Source organism: Catonella massiliensis (assembly GCF_016651435.1).
GTDB lineage: Bacteria > Bacillota > Clostridia > Lachnospirales > Lachnospiraceae > Catonella > Catonella massiliensis.
The window spans coordinates 1,390,361-1,409,393 of the sequence record NZ_JAEPRJ010000001.1; the positions used below are offsets into that span (position 1 = coordinate 1,390,361).

General features: G+C 37.4%; 19 protein-coding genes. 3 read left to right on the forward strand and 16 right to left on the reverse strand.

Going from position 1 to position 19,033, the window contains the following annotated elements; genetic code table 11:
- Positions 1–2 precede the first annotated feature (2 nt).
- Genes JJN12_RS06255 through ruvA form a run of 3 tightly spaced genes read right to left on the reverse strand, consistent with a single transcriptional unit; the run spans position 3 to position 1,975 of the window.
- A complete protein-coding gene (locus JJN12_RS06255; RefSeq protein ID WP_208428880.1) occupies positions 3–329 on the reverse strand; it encodes a cell division protein ZapA in 327 nt (108 codons plus the stop codon).
- A 19-nt stretch (positions 330–348) separates the two neighbouring features.
- Positions 349–1,350: a Holliday junction branch migration DNA helicase RuvB gene (ruvB, locus tag JJN12_RS06260; RefSeq protein WP_208428881.1), complete on the reverse strand. Its 1,002-nt coding sequence runs from the start codon at positions 1,348–1,350 to the stop codon at positions 349–351.
- Positions 1,351–1,363: 13 nt separating this feature from the next.
- Positions 1,364–1,975 carry a Holliday junction branch migration protein RuvA gene (ruvA, locus tag JJN12_RS06265; protein ID WP_208428882.1) on the reverse strand — a complete coding sequence of 204 codons (612 nt, stop codon included), beginning with the start codon at positions 1,973–1,975 and terminating at the stop codon, positions 1,364–1,366.
- A 320-nt stretch (positions 1,976–2,295) separates the two neighbouring features.
- Here ruvA and JJN12_RS06270 point away from each other — a divergent pair, with 320 nt between their 5' ends.
- Positions 2,296–3,051 carry an SDR family NAD(P)-dependent oxidoreductase gene (locus JJN12_RS06270; RefSeq protein WP_208428883.1) on the forward strand — a complete coding sequence of 252 codons (756 nt, stop codon included), beginning with the start codon at positions 2,296–2,298 and terminating at the stop codon, positions 3,049–3,051.
- Positions 3,052–3,112: 61 nt separating this feature from the next.
- Here JJN12_RS06270 and JJN12_RS06275 read toward each other — a convergent pair whose 3' ends face one another.
- From JJN12_RS06275 to JJN12_RS06285, 3 genes are all read right to left on the reverse strand, one after another.
- Entirely contained in the window at positions 3,113–3,442 is a 330-nt protein-coding gene (locus tag JJN12_RS06275; protein ID WP_208428884.1) for a hypothetical protein, read from the reverse strand.
- Between the two features lie 354 nt (positions 3,443–3,796).
- Positions 3,797–4,219 (reverse strand): GNAT family N-acetyltransferase, encoded by a 423-nt coding sequence (locus JJN12_RS06280; RefSeq protein WP_208428885.1) that lies wholly within the window; start codon positions 4,217–4,219, stop codon positions 3,797–3,799.
- Positions 4,219–6,021: an aminopeptidase P family protein gene (locus tag JJN12_RS06285; protein WP_208428886.1), complete on the reverse strand. Its 1,803-nt coding sequence runs from the start codon at positions 6,019–6,021 to the stop codon at positions 4,219–4,221. The genes JJN12_RS06280 and JJN12_RS06285 overlap by 1 nt, the downstream gene beginning before the upstream one ends.
- Positions 6,022–6,183: 162 nt before the next feature.
- Between JJN12_RS06285 and JJN12_RS06290 the strand changes: the two genes are divergently transcribed.
- Both JJN12_RS06290 and aroC read left to right on the forward strand, forming a co-directional pair.
- Positions 6,184–6,414 (forward strand): hypothetical protein, encoded by a 231-nt coding sequence (locus tag JJN12_RS06290; protein ID WP_208428887.1) that lies wholly within the window; start codon positions 6,184–6,186, stop codon positions 6,412–6,414.
- Between the two features lie 35 nt (positions 6,415–6,449).
- Positions 6,450–7,571 (forward strand): chorismate synthase, encoded by a 1,122-nt coding sequence (gene aroC / locus JJN12_RS06295; protein ID WP_208428888.1) that lies wholly within the window; start codon positions 6,450–6,452, stop codon positions 7,569–7,571.
- Positions 7,572–7,582: 11 nt separating this feature from the next.
- On the opposite strand, the gene JJN12_RS06300 is transcribed toward aroC, so the two are convergent.
- The 10 genes from JJN12_RS06300 to JJN12_RS06345 all read right to left on the reverse strand — a co-directional run bounded on the left by JJN12_RS06300 (position 7,583) and on the right by JJN12_RS06345 (position 18,567).
- Positions 7,583–7,924: a hypothetical protein gene (locus tag JJN12_RS06300; protein WP_208430422.1), complete on the reverse strand. Its 342-nt coding sequence runs from the start codon at positions 7,922–7,924 to the stop codon at positions 7,583–7,585.
- 247 nt (positions 7,925–8,171) lie between these two features.
- Entirely contained in the window at positions 8,172–8,321 is a 150-nt protein-coding gene (locus tag JJN12_RS06305) for a hypothetical protein (RefSeq protein WP_021766402.1), read from the reverse strand.
- Between the two features lie 141 nt (positions 8,322–8,462).
- A complete protein-coding gene (locus tag JJN12_RS06310; protein WP_328706814.1) occupies positions 8,463–8,945 on the reverse strand; it encodes a Csac_0668 family 2Fe-2S cluster-binding (seleno)protein in 483 nt (160 codons plus the stop codon).
- 129 nt (positions 8,946–9,074) lie between these two features.
- Entirely contained in the window at positions 9,075–9,431 is a 357-nt protein-coding gene (locus JJN12_RS06315; protein ID WP_208428890.1) for a thioredoxin family protein, read from the reverse strand.
- A 70-nt stretch (positions 9,432–9,501) separates the two neighbouring features.
- Positions 9,502–10,683: an AAA family ATPase gene (locus JJN12_RS06320; protein WP_208428891.1), complete on the reverse strand. Its 1,182-nt coding sequence runs from the start codon at positions 10,681–10,683 to the stop codon at positions 9,502–9,504.
- Entirely contained in the window at positions 10,667–11,509 is an 843-nt protein-coding gene (locus JJN12_RS06325; protein ID WP_208428892.1) for a hypothetical protein, read from the reverse strand. The genes JJN12_RS06320 and JJN12_RS06325 overlap by 17 nt, the downstream gene beginning before the upstream one ends.
- Complete coding sequence (locus JJN12_RS06330) at positions 11,497–12,753, reverse strand: DUF5716 family protein (RefSeq protein WP_208428893.1); 1,257 nt, start codon at positions 12,751–12,753, stop codon at positions 11,497–11,499. The genes JJN12_RS06325 and JJN12_RS06330 overlap by 13 nt, the downstream gene beginning before the upstream one ends.
- Before the next feature lie 2 nt (positions 12,754–12,755).
- Positions 12,756–16,358, reverse strand: a complete 3,603-nt coding sequence (locus JJN12_RS06335; protein ID WP_208428894.1) for a DUF5717 family protein — start codon at positions 16,356–16,358, stop codon at positions 12,756–12,758.
- 24 nt (positions 16,359–16,382) lie between these two features.
- Positions 16,383–17,660, reverse strand: coding sequence for an adenylosuccinate synthase (locus tag JJN12_RS06340; protein ID WP_208430343.1), 1,278 nt, complete (start codon positions 17,658–17,660; stop codon positions 16,383–16,385).
- A gap of 22 nt (positions 17,661–17,682) precedes the next feature.
- Positions 17,683–18,567, reverse strand: coding sequence for an ROK family protein (locus tag JJN12_RS06345; protein ID WP_208428895.1), 885 nt, complete (start codon positions 18,565–18,567; stop codon positions 17,683–17,685).
- Positions 18,568–19,033: the final 466 nt, after the last annotated feature.

Genomic DNA, 19,033 nt, shown 5'->3' on the forward strand with positions numbered 1-19,033 from the left:
TGTTACTTTCGTTTTTTTCCTCGTTCTTCTTCCTTCTTTGAAATAAGTTCATGTTTAAGTTCAAATATTTCCTTATTTCTCTCCTCTATTTCTTTCTCCAGATCTTCTTTTTTCTCTACCATTTTGTAGTATTCATCAGCAAGATTAATCTGCAGCATAAGATTCTTATGCTTCTCATCCAAATGCTTATACCCATCCTCTTTAGCAAGAGCGGCATATCTTGAGTTTAAGAATAGGGCGATTTTTTGTAAATACTCTTCGCTTTCGTATCCGCTAATGGTATATTGTTTATTATTGATAATAACCTTGATATCATTTTTTACATTCATATTTTCACCCCAACATAGTCTACCTTAAGCCCAAATGTGTATAGGCAAGGTCAGTAACTATCCTTCCTCTTTGTGTTCTTGCTAGGAATCCTGACTGAATCAAATACGGCTCATATACATCCTCTATTGTTGCCGTATCCTCTCCTATGGAAACCGCTATTGTCTCTAAGCCAACAGGGCCTCCGTTAAACTTTTCTATCATTGTAGTAAGTATCTCTCTGTCTATATGGTCAAGCCCGTAACTGTCTATATTAAGAAGTGCAAGCACCTCTGTTGCAACCTCTTTTGTTACCTTGCCATCATATTTTACCTCTGCAAAATCCCTTACCCTCTTTAGCAGCCTGTTGGCAAGTCTTGGAGTACCTCTTGAACGTCTTGCCATCTCTAAGGCCGCATCCTCATCTACCTTCACTCCCAGTACACCTGCAGAACGCACAATTATGGTCTTTAGTTCTGGCAAGGTATAGTATTCAAGCCTGTTAACCACTCCAAATCTGTCCCTAAGAGGAGCAGAAAGCATACCCGCCCTCGTGGTTGCACCTATTAAAGTAAACTTGGGCAGTTCAAGCCTAATGCTCTTTGAAGTTGCCCCTTTTCCTATAACCACATCTATGGCAAAGTCCTCCATAGCAGGATAAAGTACCTCTTCAACCTGTCTGTTCAGCCTGTGAATCTCATCTACAAAGAGCACATCCCCTTCTTTGAGATTGTTTAATATGGCTGCAACATCTCCCGGCTTCTCTATGGCAGGACCTGAGGTAATCTTAATATGTACTCCCATTTCATTTGCTATGATGCCGGCAAGAGTAGTCTTACCAAGTCCCGGTGGTCCGTAAAGAAGCACATGGTCAAGCGGTTCTTTTCTTCCCTTAGCTGCCTCTATATACACCTTCATCATTTCCTTGGCTTTTTTCTGTCCGATGTAATCAGTCAAAAACTTAGGCCTTAGAGTATCATCATTTCTTATATCTTCCTCTGAAGCGACTGTAGATATTATCCGTCTTTTTGTATCGTTTTGCATCTATTTCAACCTTTTACATCAGATTTTTAAGAGCTGATTTAACCAAGTCTTCTGATGTCATTTCCTCTGTTATTTCAATTGCAGTTATTGCCTTCATAGCCTCTGTCCTACTATATCCCAGAGCCTCAAGCACCTGTGATGCTTCTTCTTTTATTGCACTTCCTATAGTCAGTGAAATATCCGAAGATGAATCAGACCGTAGCTCTACAGCCTTCGCATTTATGACACCTACCTTGTCTTTAAGCTCAAGAACCAGCTTTTTAGCAGTTTTGGCACCTATTCCCTGAGCCTTTTCTATGGTCTTTATATCCTCAGAAAGTATGGCAAAGGTAAGAACATCTGTAGACATGGATGAAAGTATGGCAATCGCAGCCTTAGGTCCAATACCGTTAACCGTAATCAAGAGCTTAAAAAAGTCCAGATCTTCTTTTTCAAGGAAACCAAAAAGCTGCATAGCATCTTCTCTTATGTGTAGATAGGTATGGAGTTTTATAGCCTCATCCTGCTTTGGAAGCCTGCCGATTACATTGTTTGGCACTATCACTTCCACTCCCATGCCATTCACATCTATTATCACACTATCAGCGGTTACACCCTCTAATTTCCCTTTAACTGAGGCTATCATATACAGTCTCCTACATAGTTTATTGTCAAAATTTAATCAGTTCTATGATACAACAAATAGGGCTCTATGTCAAAGTTTCGAGGGGGAAATTTGTTAGTATTCGTGCCTAAAATGTAGTTTTTGTTTGCATTATTGATATGTAAAATGTAGTCAATTATTACATTAATGGCACTTAATCTAGAAAGTAAAATATTTGCTTATTTAGTAAAAATGATTTAATATGTTGTTGGTGTCAAAAGCATAAAAATTCTGTTAAAGCTTGCCTGCAAAAGAATTTATTAACCTTTGATACGATTTATATACATAAAGGAGGGCTACTCATGTTAGCTTTGATTACAGGTGCTAGTAGCGGGCTTGGAGTAGAATTTGCAAGACTTCTTGCAATGAACGGATATGACCTTATTATAACTGCCAGAAGAAAAGACAGGCTTATGGCACTTAAAAATGCTATAGAAAAGAAATATAAGATAAAGGTGGAGGTTGTTTCTGCTGATTTATCTGATGTAAGTGATGTATTGAATCTTGCAGGTAAATGCTTCACAAAGAAGATTGATGTCCTTATCAACAATGCCGGCTTTGGTATACTTGGCGCATTTAACAATATGTCAGGCAGGGACAATGTAGACCTGATTAATACCAATATTACAGCCCTTACCCTTCTTAGTCAGGAGTTTATCAAAACTCAGAAAAAAGGATATATCCTAAATGTTGCCAGCATTGCAGCCTTCCTACCAGGGCCTCTTCTCTCCACCTACTACGCTTCAAAGGCCTATGTGCTTAGCCTTTCTTCGGCGGTAAATGAAGAACTAAAAAGGAGAGGCAGGCCTATATCAGTTACCACACTTTGCCCCGGACCAATGAAAACTGAATTTTTCACTACAGCAGGAGCTTCCAAAGAATTTGCCACTGCTGCACCTAGTGACTGCGCAAAAAGAGGCTTAAAGGCCATGTTTAGGAGAAAATCTTTGGTGTTCTCGGATAATCTCACAGCTCTTGGAGCCTTTGGAAGCAGATTTTTGCCTTTGGGACTGATTACTAAAATAAGCTACAGGGTGCAAAGAAGTAAGTTGTTGTAGTCCGGTAGGAGGCGGCGGCTAACCGCCGTTACCTCACAGCACTGTACATACGATATTAAACTTAATCTATAAAATTATCAATCAGATTACCATTTACATCAAAATATGAAAAATAGTTATATAAAAATTCCTTTTCTTTTGAGTATATTTGAAAAACAATACAAAATTGAAACAGGTTATCTCTTAATACATCAAATCTAACGCCATAAGAAATTAATTTTGTATTATCTTCAAGAGTTTCTAAACAGATATCTTTTAAAAAATACTCAGAAGAATCTGTTTCTAAAGTTTCTTTAAAATAATCAATCATAATTTGTTTAGACTTTTTTATAATATCAAGACTATCTAAGTTATAATCAATCATTTTTTTATATAACTCAATATCAACCATATAGTAAGATTCTCCTTTATTAATGTGATTTTACAAAATAATCAAAAATCCATTCACCAGATTTTGTTTGATAACCATAAATTCTATTTATAAATGGAAGTTTGACTTTCAATTTACCATAAATTAATGTCTTCCTCATATCCACCTTTCTTAAAACTCGAGGTCACCATAGGCACACTTTCTTTTAGTTCATCCTTCCCAATATCAGGCGGATTCGGGACTGCACCCGTTAGAAGTGTGCGCAGTTTTACGCACAACAAAAGAGGAAGTATCTACATTACTATACTTCCTCTCATATTTTAGCTTACAATCACGCAACCTACGGTTGCAACTTTTGTTTTACCCGAAAAAACATCAAAATGTCATTACTTTATACACAGAAAATGCCTTACACCCAATCTCGCTATTGTCTACAAAGCCTAGTGATTTATAGAATAATATAGTCTTTTCAGTGTCTTCGGTCATTAAATGCTTCTGGTAGACAGAATCATACTCACAAAGTACCTTCTTTAGCAAAAGCGTGCCAACTCCTTTTCTCTGAAACTCAGGATGAACTAAGAGGTCCTGTATGAAGATTACAGAATATCCGTCACCAACCACCCTGATTATGCCAATCAGCTTGTCATCAACATAGGCCCCATATATATTAAGGGAATTCAAATAAGCATTTCTTAGCATTTCAGGGTTATCAGTATAATTTGTCCAGCCTACACTTGTATATAATCCAAGTATTTCCGCTTCTTTATATACTGCGTATTCTTTAATTATAACTTCCATTATTCCCCCTTAATCGGCTCACAAGCCTCCTTAAGCCAAGCTAACTCCTCACCCTCAAAGTAAGGTGAAAGCTCCTTATATACCAGTTTGTGGTAATCGTCTATCTGCTCTATATCCCTCTTCTCAAGATACTTTACATCAATTGCCTCTTTATCGATAGGGCAATAGGTTACAGACTCAAAGCACATGAACTGACCATATTCATTTTTAATGTCCTTCTTGCAAAGAAGCTCATTCTCAATTCTTATGCCATGGCTATTCTCAGTATATACACCCGGCTCGTCTGTAGTTATCATGCCCTCTTCAAGAACTGCACTGTCATTCCTCTCAGGAACCATCTTCCATCTGAAGCCATTTGGCGCCTCGTGAACATTTAAGAGATAGCCTACACCATGACCTGTTCCACACCTGTAGTCTATACCAATATTCCAAAGTGGAGCACGGCAAAGGACGTCAAGATTAATGCCTGTACAGCCATAGAGAAACTTAGCGTTTAAGAGATTCATATGTCCCTTAAGTGTAAGCGTATAATCCCTCTTCCACTCATCTTTAAGCGGGCCAAGTACTATGGTTCTTGTAATATCTGTGGTTCCTTCATAATACTGTCCGCCTGAGTCTACAAGGAAGAAGCCTTCAGGCTTAAGCTCCGTATCATGCTCAGGTGTAGCTGAGTAGTGCATCATAGCGGCATTTGCATTGTAGGCAGCTATCGTATCAAAGGAGAGTTCAATAAAGCCTTCCTGCTCCCTTCTTCTCTCCTCAAGATAATCACTTGCGGAAATCTCGGTAATCTTCATCTTACCAACATTCTTCTTTACCCAGTAAATGAACTTCACCATGGCAACTCCGTCTTTCACATGAGCCTTTTTGATGTTTTCTATCTCTGTAGAATTCTTTTTAGCCTTCTCAAGGGTGGTTGGATTTGGCTTGTCAATCTTTTCAACATTATCAGGTATATTGCTGTATATTGCATAGTTTACTTTAGCAGTACTTAGCAGTACCTTCTTGCAGTCCTTGAGTCCTTTTACATACTCGTAAATGTCATTATAAGGCCTTATTTCTACCTTGTTTGCAGCAAATTCTGCCCTAAGCACATCGTTAAGCACTGCTTCATTTAAGAAGATTACAGCCTTATCCATAAATACAACAGTATATGACAGCACTACAGGGTTGCAAGGGATGTCATCTCCACGCATATTGTAGAGCCAGGCTATATCATCAAGGGAGGTAAGTATAAAGGCATCAGCTCCCTCTTCTTTCATCTTGTTTCTTACAAAGGTAAGCTTATCTGATGCAGATCTGCCTGAGTATTTTTCTTCAAGGAAAAATGCAGGTTTCACGGAAAGTGCAGGCCTGTCAGTCCAGATTTCATCTACCAAATCCTTGTCATATTTAATAGTAGCATTTTTCTTTTCAATGGCAGCCTTAATCTTATTGCCAAGCGCAGAATTGATTACTCTTCCATCAAAGCCAAGCACTCCTTTTTCAGGAATGTTATCTTCAATGTACTTTGATATGGTAGGAACCCCCTCCTCACCCATGCGCATAAGTTCGATGGTGCTTCCTGAGAGCTCTCTTTCAGCCTGGATAAAATATCTGCCATCTGTCCAAAGAGCCGCCTTATCCTTTCCAACTAAAAGGCTGCCCGCTGAACCGGTAAAGCCTGACATATATTTTCTTACTCCAAAATGCTCTCCTGCATATTCTGATTCATGAAAATCAGCTGTAGGCATAAGATAAAAATCAATACCCTCCTCAGCCATCTTCTCTCTTAATTTTGCCAGTTTTTCTTTAACTTCCATTTTGTCCTCCTTGCATTAGTTAGAGCTAATTGTTATAGAAAAAGTCTAACACAATGGGGGAGTTTTTTAAAGCATTGATTTTCATTCTTGACATATATATTTGTAAGGTATATGATGATATTAGTGGGATATCCCACCAATATTTTGATAGGAGGATTGACTATGACAGCCATAAAAGATTATACAGTTCATATTGACAACAAGAAAAGAATCACACTTCGTGGCGCATTATACAAATATTACAATGTAAAAGAATACGATAATGGTTGCATAATACTTGAGCCTAGAGAGTTAACCATACCTGACGGAATTTCCGTTAGTTCATTAGAAGATATGGATAAAGCAATAAAAAATTTTAACTTAGGCAATATTTCTGAACCAATTGATTTATGAGGAATTTAATTACATCTAGTATTTAGGAGGAAAGTATGGCTGGTTCAACTTTTGGAACTTTGTTTAAGATAACTACTTGGGGAGAGTCTCATGGTGCAGGACTTGGAGTGGTTATAGATGGCTGTCCTGCAGGGCTTTCTCTAAGTAAAGAGGATATTGCCCCTTATATGAATAGAAGACGCCCCGGTAGAGGCAATTTTACTACTCCAAGAAAAGAAGATGATGATGTAGAAATACTCTCAGGAGTATTTAATGGGCTTACAACGGGCACTCCGATCGCTGTGATGGTAAGAAATGCCGACCAACACTCAAAGGACTATGACAAAATAGCTAATTACTACCGTCCGGGGCATGCCGACTATACCTTTGATGAAAAATATGGATTTAGAGACTATAGGGGAGGAGGCCGCTCATCAGGAAGAGAAACCCTTTCCCGAGTGGCCGCAGGTGCTGTAGCAGCTAAGCTTCTCAAAGAATTTGGCATAGATGTACTTGCTTACACTCACTCAATAGGAAATATTAGCTTACCAGCTGACCTACTTAACGATAGAAGTAAAATAACAAGAGAGGCTGTACTTAATTCCTCACTTTATATGCCTGATGAAGAATCTACAAAGCTGGCTGAGGGATATCTGGAAGAGATTAAAAAAGGCTTGAACTCTGCCGGCGGAATAGTAGAATGTGTAGCCACAGGGCTTCCCTCAGGGCTAGGGGAGACAGTTTTTGATAAGCTCGATGCAAGGCTTGGGCAGGCTCTATTTTCAATAGGAGCTGTTAAGGGAGTTGAAATAGGCGATGGTTTTGCCTCTGCAAGAAGCACAGGTGCTGACAACAACGATGCCTTCATTTGTGAAAATGGAGAAATTAAAAAGTCTACCAATCATAGCGGTGGTGTTCTAGGCGGAATGAGTGACGGTTCACCTCTCATTGTTAGAGCTGCTTTTAAGCCTACACCGTCAATTGCTTTGACACAAAGCACTGTTAATAAAGACAAGGAAGAAATTGATATAAACATAGAGGGCCGCCACGATCCTATTGTTGTATCCCGTGCAGTAGTAGTTGTTGAGTCTATGACGGCCCTTGTACTTGCTGATTTACTGCTTCAGAATTCAGTTTCAAGACTGGATAATTTGAAGAAAATATATGACAAAAAATAAGATAAACTTACTCATTTCAAGGTATAAAACTGCTTGGATATATATATAATTGACTCATAACATTTATACTTTGAAGCGAGTATAAGGCGGTGACCAACTGCCATTCTCTCACAGCACTTTACGTACGGTTCTCGTATACAGCGCTTTAAATAGTTGACGTGCACAGACTGATATGCTGCGGCTAAATCATAAAAGCCACTGTTTATCAGTCTTTCTTTTGTCATTACCATGTTAACGGAAACTGTCAGTGTTGTAAGCCAATAGTCACGTCTGCTGTTTGCCGCTTTCAAGCCAAGTCTTTGGGAACTTCCATACCCCTCAGTTTTCGGTATCTGGTTCGCACATGTTACCATTGTTTCCACATACACATACATTTTCTGTGATAGAACCATCTGTAACAAGATTGCGTGTAGTTATAGGCCTTTGGCTTGTATGGCAGTCTTATCCTCCAGCATAACCTCATATGAGATTTTTGTTCGTCAGACCAGAGATTTGCCCATGAGTTAGTATCTCCCTCATATTATTTTCGATTTGCTTATCAATATTTTCCAGCTGACCTTTCTTTACCATATCCTTAAGTTTCCTTGAATTAGTTTTTCTTTATTCAATAATATAATCTGCTAGTTGTTGGCTTTTTTCATAGGCATATTCTATAATCTTTTTCATAGCTTTTAAAATAGCCTTTGCTGAATACTGAGCCACTTTTATCTCAATATTTATAGCCTTATTATTAACTTCATCATTTACCATATAGGTGACCTCCTTTCCGGGGAAAATAAAAAAGCGGCCCAGACTTTTACATCTGAACCGCTAAAATTTTAATTATATAGTTTTTTATTATTTTTAATTTTATTACTGTTATGACGTACTTTATAAATTATTTGTCGCAAACTATTTTTTGCTATTTAATGCTTTATTGATGGTTTCTTGAATAAAAGGACTACAGCATTTACCCAAAGGATTGTTAATTTCGCACTTTCCATTTTTCATTGCCCCTGTAAGTCTAATAATATCTTTAATATTCTTTGCACCATCATATAAAACAGCGTTTATAATTTGTTGTTCTGTAACTTGGTTGCAATAGCATATATATTTGGGATTTGCATTCTTTTTTAACCATATAGGAACTTTTACGTCTTCCTTATAAAAAACTTTTTCATTGTTTAAGTTATAATACACGGCATCACAATCTTCATTCATACATAAATAGTAAGTTTCTTCATCTACAACCTTTCCCATAAGGTTTTCTGATACCATATGCTTTACAGTTATATTCTTAACCTTTTCTCCTATTTCGTGACATTTGGGGCAATATTCTTTTTCTTCCATTGTACCAATGGTTTTTTGTGTTGAAACTCAGCAAGATTGATTTATCTTATTTTCTTGACTCACTTTATTTCCTCCTGTCTAAATAAATATTATCTCTATAGTTAATCAGGATATCTAATACCTCTTTCAATATATCTACAACATATTCTCCCTGTCGGTATCTCCTTTTCTCTACTATAACTCGAACTGGTCCTTAGATTCAACCACATCTATTATTCTTTTAGGATATTGAACCCATTTCCCTATCTCCTGATATTCTTGATTCATAATAATAAATGTTGGTGTAATAACTTTTTCATTAGGCATAAACTTACTGTAACTATCTGTATCTATTACTTTAAGTTTTTTATTTTCATTATTTTTTTCTAACCAATGAACTACAGGAATATTAATTATAGAGTCAATACACCAGTTTTCTCTAATCGCAAGTATATTAAATTTGCTTGTTATGTTTGCAGCTCTTTTTAAGTCTTCTTTGTTCATTTCTCTTTCTACCAATAAGTGCCATAATGGTTTATAACAAATTGCCATATTATTACCCCTTATCCGTTTTATTGTTAAGATATATTATATCATAAATAGACTGATAAGTCACTTTAGCCTATTTTATACTTGTGCTTACGTTAGTATTTATTGAGATAGTCCTTGTTTTTTTCCTTGTCCCACTTGGAACTGCTCCAAATCCATAGAACTCCATCATCCCATTGACCATGATTCCCAGTTCTTCAGACTTCTTTCCTATCTCAGTAAGCCTCTCCCCTAGCTTTGATATTGTTTCAGTATTTTCACTTAGCTGTTCCCTTAGCTTTTGCCTTCGTTCATTTAACTTATGTCTTATTTCAACCATTTCCTTAGGATCTACTACCGCTCCAGCCTGATAAGACCATACCTCAGCGTCATGAACCTTATACTGAAAGAGCAGGTCCTTATACTTGTTGTTGTAAAACTCGTAAGTTGAATTGGCCTTTCTGCGCTTCATCTCATCTTCCTTATAGGACATATACTGATTGTACCTGTACTCAAGCTCAAATACATTGTTTACCGCATACTTATCGTGGCTGTAATCTAGAGATGACTTTTGATTAACATACTTAATCTTAACTGTATTGGTAAGATTAATCAGTTTATTCTCCTTAGCAGCATTCAACTTAAGTGCCTTCGAGTTTTTATCAGTTTCAATAAATATATAAAAGGCTATAACAACACCGCCTATTATGGTAAGTATAAATGCAATATCAGCAAAGGTATCAAATATCATATAAAGAATAAGATACATAAGCAAAAGTAAGCCTATAATTGTTCCTGCTACCAAGCCCAGCTTCCCTAGAAATGCTTTTCTGCTAAGCTCTACCTCCTCTTCATGCCTAAGCACTGCCTTTTCACCTGATAGCTTTCTCAAATCACTTTTAATAGTTTGCTCGTACTCTTCTTCTTTTTTCAGTCTTTTAATTTCGTCAGGAATTATATCCTCATACCTTTCCATAACCCCGAACTCAAACTCGGTAAGCTCAGTTCTCTTACTTTCAAGTTTTGATATATCCTTTCTTAGGTCAAGTATGTACTTTGCGTATGTAAGCAGTTCTTTCTTTGGCTCTTCAGGCAAACCGTCAATTATCTGAGCATCCTGTAGATAACGGTTTACTTCATCATACTCTTTTTTTATGATTTTGATTTGAAGATTGGCTTTGTCAATCTTTTCACAAATCGAGCGGGCTTCCTCTTCATAATCAACCTTTTCCTCAACCTGCTCAATTTCCTTTACCTTTTTATGAAATAAGCCCATTCCAAGCTCCTTCCCTATACTCAGTTTTAAATTCTTCAAGCTTAAACTCTATTTCCTTGTAGCCTTCCGCTACCTTATAGGTCTTAAGCTTGCCGAAAACATTTTCAATTCTACTTATATTCTCACTATTTAGAGCCAATCTCTCAGTTTCTTTCCATACAGACTCAGCCTTTGATATAACAGCCTCATCAGTTGTAAATTCACCGACTTTTTCGTTAAATTCCTTTTCATGGCCTCCAAGCTTAAGTGCAAGTATGGCCAGTAAAAGTGCCTTATTGCTACCAGTATATTTATAAGACTTGTAGAAGCAATTTGCTGCTTCTCTAAAGGAGGATACATGTATGAGGCAAATCCCCATAGCTTTTAGCACCAGTCCATAGTCCCTATCTGCAAGGCTTTCCACCTTCAGAGTTCCTCTAAAGCACTTTAAGGCCGCAAGGTATTTCTTCTCTTCAAGCTTTTTATAGCCTATAAATGCCTTTCTTTCCCAGTCCGGCATTTTCTCTAAGGACTTAACAAGCTCTATGGTTTCAAGAATCTCGTCCTTGCTATAGAGGTCGCAGCTGCAAAATAAAGCAGTGATTACATCATTAAGGCTGAAACCATCCTCAACCAATCTTTTGAGCTTGTCTGCCACAGCAGGCAATTTAAGCTCTTCTCTAATATAATCTGTCAGATGATGAGAAAAAAACTTCATATCTATGCTGTATACATTGTTGTTTACATAGTGACAGATTTCCTCAATAGAGTACAGTCTTTTATCTGTTCCATCCGGCACAAACGGCTTTTCCGCAAGTCTACCGCTACATATTATTACTTTTCCCATATTAACTCCCAGACTCTGTTTGTGGTAGGTACAAAGCTCCCAAAGCCCAAATCAGAGGCTTTTATGATGCAGGTATCTCTGTTTGTAAATTTAAGTGACAGCCTTATTCTAGTCAATCCTGCTTCAGCAGTGCTAATTCCCGAAAATGATATAAATCTCTGGCTGGTTTTTTTTGTAATAAAATCATTTATCTGTATACCCAGCTCATCTTCATCCTTAATAATTAGGTCAATCTCAGTTTCTGCTTCATACCACTTTAGTGCAGGCTTTAAGAGTGTAATCTCAGTATTTTTACCGTCCTTTACAGCCATAAGCGAAAAGCCTACTGTTGTCTTGTCCTCCTCCATCAGCACTATGTCTGTTGGTTCATCTGAGGTCTTGTCTTTTGCGGCCAGGCACGCTCCCTTAGCATATAGGTTCTGTCCTCTAAATATTCTTCTTCCCGGAGAAAGCTTCCTAAGTACTCCATCTGCCCAAGCATCTATAAAGCCTCTTCCTACCGCATATATGGTAGAAACTGTAGATTCTTCAAGAGCCATCAGAGATAGGGTATGAAACAAATTGGCACTTTCTTCCTGATTGCTTCTAACTAAGGACTTATTAAGCTTTTCAGCCTTCTCTTTTTTGCTTATTTTAGCTGTTATAGGCTCAAGCTTTTTGGATATGGTAAGTATTCTAAAGTGAAGTCCGTCTTCCTCAAGTTCAAATAAAGCAGTATCATTTAGCCAAAGCTCGATTTTCTGATTGATAGTATAGTATAAAAATGCCTCGTCATGAGTTAAAAGAATGTACTTTTCCTTCTCAAATCCCAGCTCCTTAAGTACAGCATTCATCATGAATGACATCTCTTTTGTAACTGTAGGAAAAGTAATTCCCATATATTCTATCTCGTTAAATGGATAAAAGCTATTTAGTACATTTAACAAAGCCTCAAGAAATATCTTCATCAGCTGCTTAGCCTTATAGGTCTTATCATATACCCTTATCTCTTCATAAAGGCAGGCATTTTTGATAAAATCCTGTACTTCGACAATGTCTCCTGGCTCTTCTTTGTCTAACTCATCTCCTATTATCCAGTCATTTTTACTTTTTCTGTACGCCAGTCTCGCAGGTATAAGGTATTGCTCTTCTCCTTCCCCCCTGCTGACTGATTCAGGTGAAAGAAGCTCATTATCATAATAGGTCAGCTGGACATAATCCTCGCAAATGTCCATTCCTACCAAAAGTCCTGCCTTCTCTCTCATTATCAAAACTCCTCATCTATAGTCTCTAAAGAAAATAGCTTATCTATAATCTCCTTTTCGGCTACATAATTCCTCATATATTCTTTTAATGTTTTTTCGTCTGACAAGTCCTTACATACATACATCATGTTTATCTGCGAGAATAAGCTATGCCCCAAGTCTTCCTCAAAGAGCACATCCTGCTTGATGACTAACTCGTCACTCATTATTATCTTCGGCTCATCATCACCTTTTTCCTTAATGGAGATATAATACTGCACCACTTCATCTGCAAAAACCAAAAATTCTTTTACAAAGATGCCCTGATACACATTCTTCATCCATTCTACAGTATAGCTTCTGTCTCCGCCGTTAGCAGAAGAAATGATTCTATAGTTGATGGCAACCTCATCTTCGCTGTCGGCATAGCATACCACATAGTTTGAATTTTCGATTTCAGCAGGAAGCCTGCATTTATTCTTAAATTCCTTAAAGAAAGGAAGTATAATGCCTTCTTCGGCAAGGTTTTCTACCCATACTGTGACATAATCCCTCTCCTCATCAGTTAAAAACTTCTTCTCGCTTAGGATTTTAAGATATGAAACAATGAACAACGTGCTTTTTGTCTTGTATGCCTCATCATATATGCGCTTTTCAAAGTATTTACCGACTCTTACATCCCTCACAAGCCACTTGTAGGAAACATAGGATAAAAATGCCTTACTCAAGGTCTCTTCGCCAAACTTTTCGTAGTATTCAAATATCTTATCAGACTCTACTGCAAGAGACTCAGAAAAGAGCATCTGCTGAATAACCCTTGAGATAAATTCTACATTCAGCAAATCTCTGTCCCTTAGCTCCTTGTATATAAGGTTTAGCTCAGTCACTCCACCCTCATAATTGTCTCTAAGGAAGATGATAACCTCATCATCAGCCTTTTTATCAAGCATGAGCCTGTATGCAGATGAAATTATTATACCAAAGTTTTCTTTTTTTCTTGTTTCATCTTCATCTTCTATATAGGATGAAATGACCTTAGACAGCTTTCCTGCTGCCACCATATCAAGGCCAATTATCTTAAGTGCCTGAAGCGAAAGAGGGTATACATTTCTTATCAGGGCTATATTGGCAGCATAGTCAGCTAACTTCCCGTCAACCTGATTAAAATCATAGTCATTTAATATGAGTTCAAGCTTTTCACCTTCATTGGCTTCAAAGTAGTACTCTAAGAGCTTATTTCTTATAAAATACTTGTACTCTTCTGTAACAACCTTGGATGCAAGCAGCTGCTCACAGATTTCGGTTAGGTGCTTACACTGCTTATGAAAGCGGTCATTTTCAGCAACAATGGTAAGAAGCTCCATATAGCTTCTATCTCCTGCCTCATAACAGCTATTTAAATAATCATAGTAGTTTATAAGTCTTTCCGAATCACAATATTCTTTGGCAGGATATAGGTTTCCTTCTTTATCCGCCACTACAGCAGTAGAATACTCTCCTGACACATCAGCAATAGCCACTCCGTCATTAAACTTATATGAAGAGCCAGCCATAAGTCCCCTGGTAACTATGGTAACAAACTGCATATTTGCATTTTTACATACAATTTTCTTCTTAAAAATAACTGAAGGCAGATAAGAATAATGTTCTGATAAAAAGTTGTAATCCTTAAATACCAGCTTATATACAGTTGCAAGATTGGAGCTGATTTCACCCTTTTTAATCTGTTCACTTGCAAATGAGTAGATTTGCTCCTTATATTCCCTATATATATCCTGTAAATCAGCCTCATCCTTATTCTTTATCAGGTATGAATACAGCAAGGCTTTTTTTGCGGTATTAAGTGTATTATCATACAAGAAGTATGAATATACCGAGAGTTCTATTTTCTCATCTGAATCATCTCTCATCGTTCTCATATACAGTTCGTATATTCCTGTAAGCTTGATACCTCGCTTAATACCTACTCTATACCATTCATGGTCAGTCTCATCCATGTTCTTTTTTCTTATAAGCTGGGCGCATATTGCCTGAACAACCTCTTCAACTCCCCAGTTCTTATAAACTACTTCCAAGAGCTTAATTACAAGAGGATTAAACTCTCTTAACTCATTGGCAAGGATTACAAATTTCTCTGTGACAAGTTTACCCGAGAAAAAGCCATGCTTTATAGCCCAGTTAACTACTTGAATGGAGAATGAATTTAACTTGCTAAAATAATCCGGCTGAGACTTATATATACTCCAAGCCTCCATGAGCAAAAACGGACTTTGGAAGCTCTCATTGTAAAGCTGCTCAATGAAATCCAGCCTTCTGGCTAAATTCATCTTGTATCTGCCATCCATGTGGATTAAAAAATATAATCCCGCCTGATAGCCCTTTATATTAATAAGCTTTTCTATCTCTCGTCTGTATTTATCCTTATGATCATCAGGTGCAAGCCTGTACTTGAAATAAATATAAATTAGCCTAAATAACGGTATCTGTGTATTGGTATTAAGCTTTGCAAGTTCTTCCTTTGCCTCTGCCTCATTTCCATTAATCAGATGTAAATAAATATTGACATAATCAACTATTTCCTGATTTCTCCCTGATATACCAATACCGTACAATATCGTCCGTGCAGCAGTTGTCACATTTTTAAGACTGCTTGTCCCCATACGATAGGCGTAGAATTCATCTATTAATTTTTTAGTATACTCAAATCTCTTTCTATTCGCGGCAGACTTTTCAGGCGAAATTGTTGTATTTATAAAATTAAATTCAATACAAAGATCTTCTTCAAAGGTACGGAAAATAATCCTTCCACTTGCTTTCTCAGACCTTATATACCTCGGATCTATAAATACTTCAAGTGCAAATTCTCCGTCTTCAAAGGACTCATTTGTTACTTCATTTTTATTAATTCTAAAGAACTTACCCTCCGTAATGATATCAGCCTTAACATATCCCCAGTTGCTCTTACGAATGAGCAGCTTATCCTTGATGGGAAGCCCTGAAATGTGAAAATTATAAACTGTCCTGTCAGTAGTAAGTCTAACCCTCTGCTTACTCTTAGTAAAACAGAAAAACTCCTCTAACGCCCTGTATCTGTCCTTGTTGCCAAGTAAGCCTCTGCGTATGAGTTTAAGCTCCTCCTTGTCTTTTAGAACATATTTTTCAAATTCATCACTGTAAAATATCTTTGCTGCAAGTTCAAAATTATGCTCAGCAAAAGAAGCAAACTGATAAATATTTTTGATATCCTCGCCCTCTATTACAAGCCCTTCTTCTTTAGTTTTGATGAAGTAAGGTACTGTAATTTCACCGCAATCGGTAATCAAGCGGATATTTCCGCTGTATTCATGATCAGGAGCCAATCCCCTGCCATCAAATTCAAATTTTACCTCAACTTCACAGTCTGAAAAAGTAACCTTGTCAAACTTAAAGCGATAATCATTACAGGTAACATAGCCTCTTATTTTTCTGTCACCATATTTTAATTCATCCTTATATCTTATCTTAAAAGAACCGACAGCACCTGTGTCGGTTCTAACTGATACTTCTAAAGCGGAGGGCAGCACTAATATTTCCGGAAGCTCAAAGTTAAACTTTTCTTCCGCAAAATTTTCAATCTTTTTTTCCATTAGTACCCCTCCTTACAATAGCCTTTATTTCCTATATATGATATCTTCTCTTCCCGGTCCGTTACTTACCATGGTAACAGGTACTCCAAGTTCTTTTTCTATAAACTCAATGTACTTTCTGCAGTTCTCAGGAAGTTCCTCATATTTTCTTATTCCCTTTATCTCACATTTCCAGCCCGGTAACTTTTCATATACCGGCTTAGCCTTCTTAAGCTTGGCTGTTACAGGGAAATCCTTCGTTATCTTACCATCTATTTCATAGCCTACACAAATAGGAAGTTCATCAAGATAGCCGAGTACATCAAGTACAGTTAAGCTAACCTGTGTAGCACCCTGCATCCTTACACCATAGCGGCTTGCTACAGCATCAAACCATCCCATTCTTCTTGGGCGTCCTGTGGTTGCTCCGTATTCTCCGCCATCTCCTCCTCTGTGTCTAAGCTCGTCCGCCTCTTCACCAAAGATTTCGCTGACGAATTCTCCTGCTCCAACTGCACTCGAATAAGCCTTTACAACAGCTATAATATCCTTAATCTCATAAGGAGGTATGCCCGCTCCTATAGCACCATAGGATGCAAGGGTTGAGGAAGATGTAACCATAGGATATATACCAAAATCAGGATCTTTAAGAGTACCAAGCTGTCCCTCTAGAAGAACTGTCTTGCCGGCCTTTATTGCTTCCTGTATGAAAAGTGCGGTATCGCAAACATAAGGCGCAATCATATCTCTGTACTCGTGAAGCGTCTCAAGGAGCTCTGCCTTGTCAATAGCAGGCTTGTGATACAGATGCTCTAAAAGTACATCTTTTTGTATACACACTCTTTCTATTTTTTCTTTAAGAATCTCGTCATCAAAAAGCTCTGATACCTGAAAACCAATCTTTGCATATTTATCTGAATAAAAAGGAGCTATGCCTGACTTGGTAGAGCCAAATGAGTTTTTGCCAAGTCTTTCTTCCTCATACTCATCGAACTTGATATGGTAAGGCATTATAATCTGTGCCCTGTCTGATACAAGCACCTTTGGCTTTGGCACTCCCTTTTCAATCAAAGAGTTGATTTCTTTAACCAGATAAGGAATATTGAGTGCAACTCCATTTCCGATAATACTTGTAGTATGGTTATAAAATACTCCTGATGGAAGTAAATGAAGCGCAAACTTACCATAGTTGTTGATAATAGTATGTCCTGCATTGCTTCCACCCTGAAATCTAACGATAATGTCAGATGTCTGTGCAAGCATATCTGTAATCTTACCCTTACCTTCGTCTCCCCAATTTGCTCCAACTATTGCTCTTACCATTGCCCTGTCCCTTTCTTTATAGCTATTTAGCTTTTTCTTCATCATAAGCCTGTCTGCCAAGCTCCATAGCTCCAAGTATGCCCTGATTGTCATTAAGGCTGTTTGGAACTATATAATTATCCATGTCCTTTAGTTCAGGAGTATTTAAATACCCGTTAAGTAACTTAGTAACCTTTTTTCTAATAAGCGGGAAAAGTCTGGTCTGGTTCATAACTCCTCCACCTAAGATTATTTTTTGAGGTGAAACAGTAAGTATATAATTAACCAGTGCCTGAGCTATATACTCGCTTTCAATCTCCCAAGCAAGGTCATTGTCTTCCAAATCATAGGCCTTCTTATTCCATCTTTTTTCCATGGATGGACCTGCCGCAAGACCTTCAAGACAGCTGTCATGGTATGGGCATATACAATTTCCCTTATCCTCAGGATGCTTATTTACTATGATGTGTCCCGCTTCAGGATGGAGCATACCGTGTACAAGCCTGCCTCCAATTGCAATGCCAACACCTATTCCTGTTCCTATGGTAACATACACGACTGAATCAATGCCTTTAGCACAGCCAAATACCATCTCTCCAAGACAGGAACCATTTACATCTGTATCTATTTTCATTGGAACCTTTATATCTTTTTGAAGTTCTTTGAGTAAGTCATAATGTACCCAAGGAAGCTTAGGTGTATCCAAAATCTGCCCGTAGGTAGGTGATGCAGGTGATACATCCACAGGTCCAAAGCAGCCTATCCCAAGTGCATCTATATTTTTATCTGAAAACCACTTAATAATGTCAGGTACTGTTTCTGCAGGAGTGCCTGTTGGTATTGATATCTGCTCGAATATCTCACCCTTTTCATCTCCGACACAAAGAACCATCTTTGTTCCGCCTGCTTCAAGACCACCTAGTCTCATGTTTCTTCCTCCCTGATTTATGATTGATTTTTTGACGTACACTCTTCATTATAACATTTTTTTTGGATATAATAAAGGGCAAGACGAGAATAATTTAATAATATTGTAATTAATTTTATTGCGAGAGTTATTCCCCTAATTATTGGGCAAACGCCAATCAAACTCACTATTTATAACATTTAATCTGCTGCTATTGACAAAAATTATATTTTTGGTATCATTAGAGTTATCAAAAAAGAAAGGCACAGTACAGGTGGCAAAATGATTAATAAATAATTTAATTTATGAAACTAATAACAGACTGATTTTACGGAATAAGTCTGTGTATTTCTGAATTAGATTATTTAAAATTCCCCCACGGCAGCTGTGTTATTTTTATGCTTATATCAATTACCTTTTAATATTGATGAAGTCTTGATATCAAGGCATAACATACCTCTTTAGGGCTGAATCAATTTTATACTTT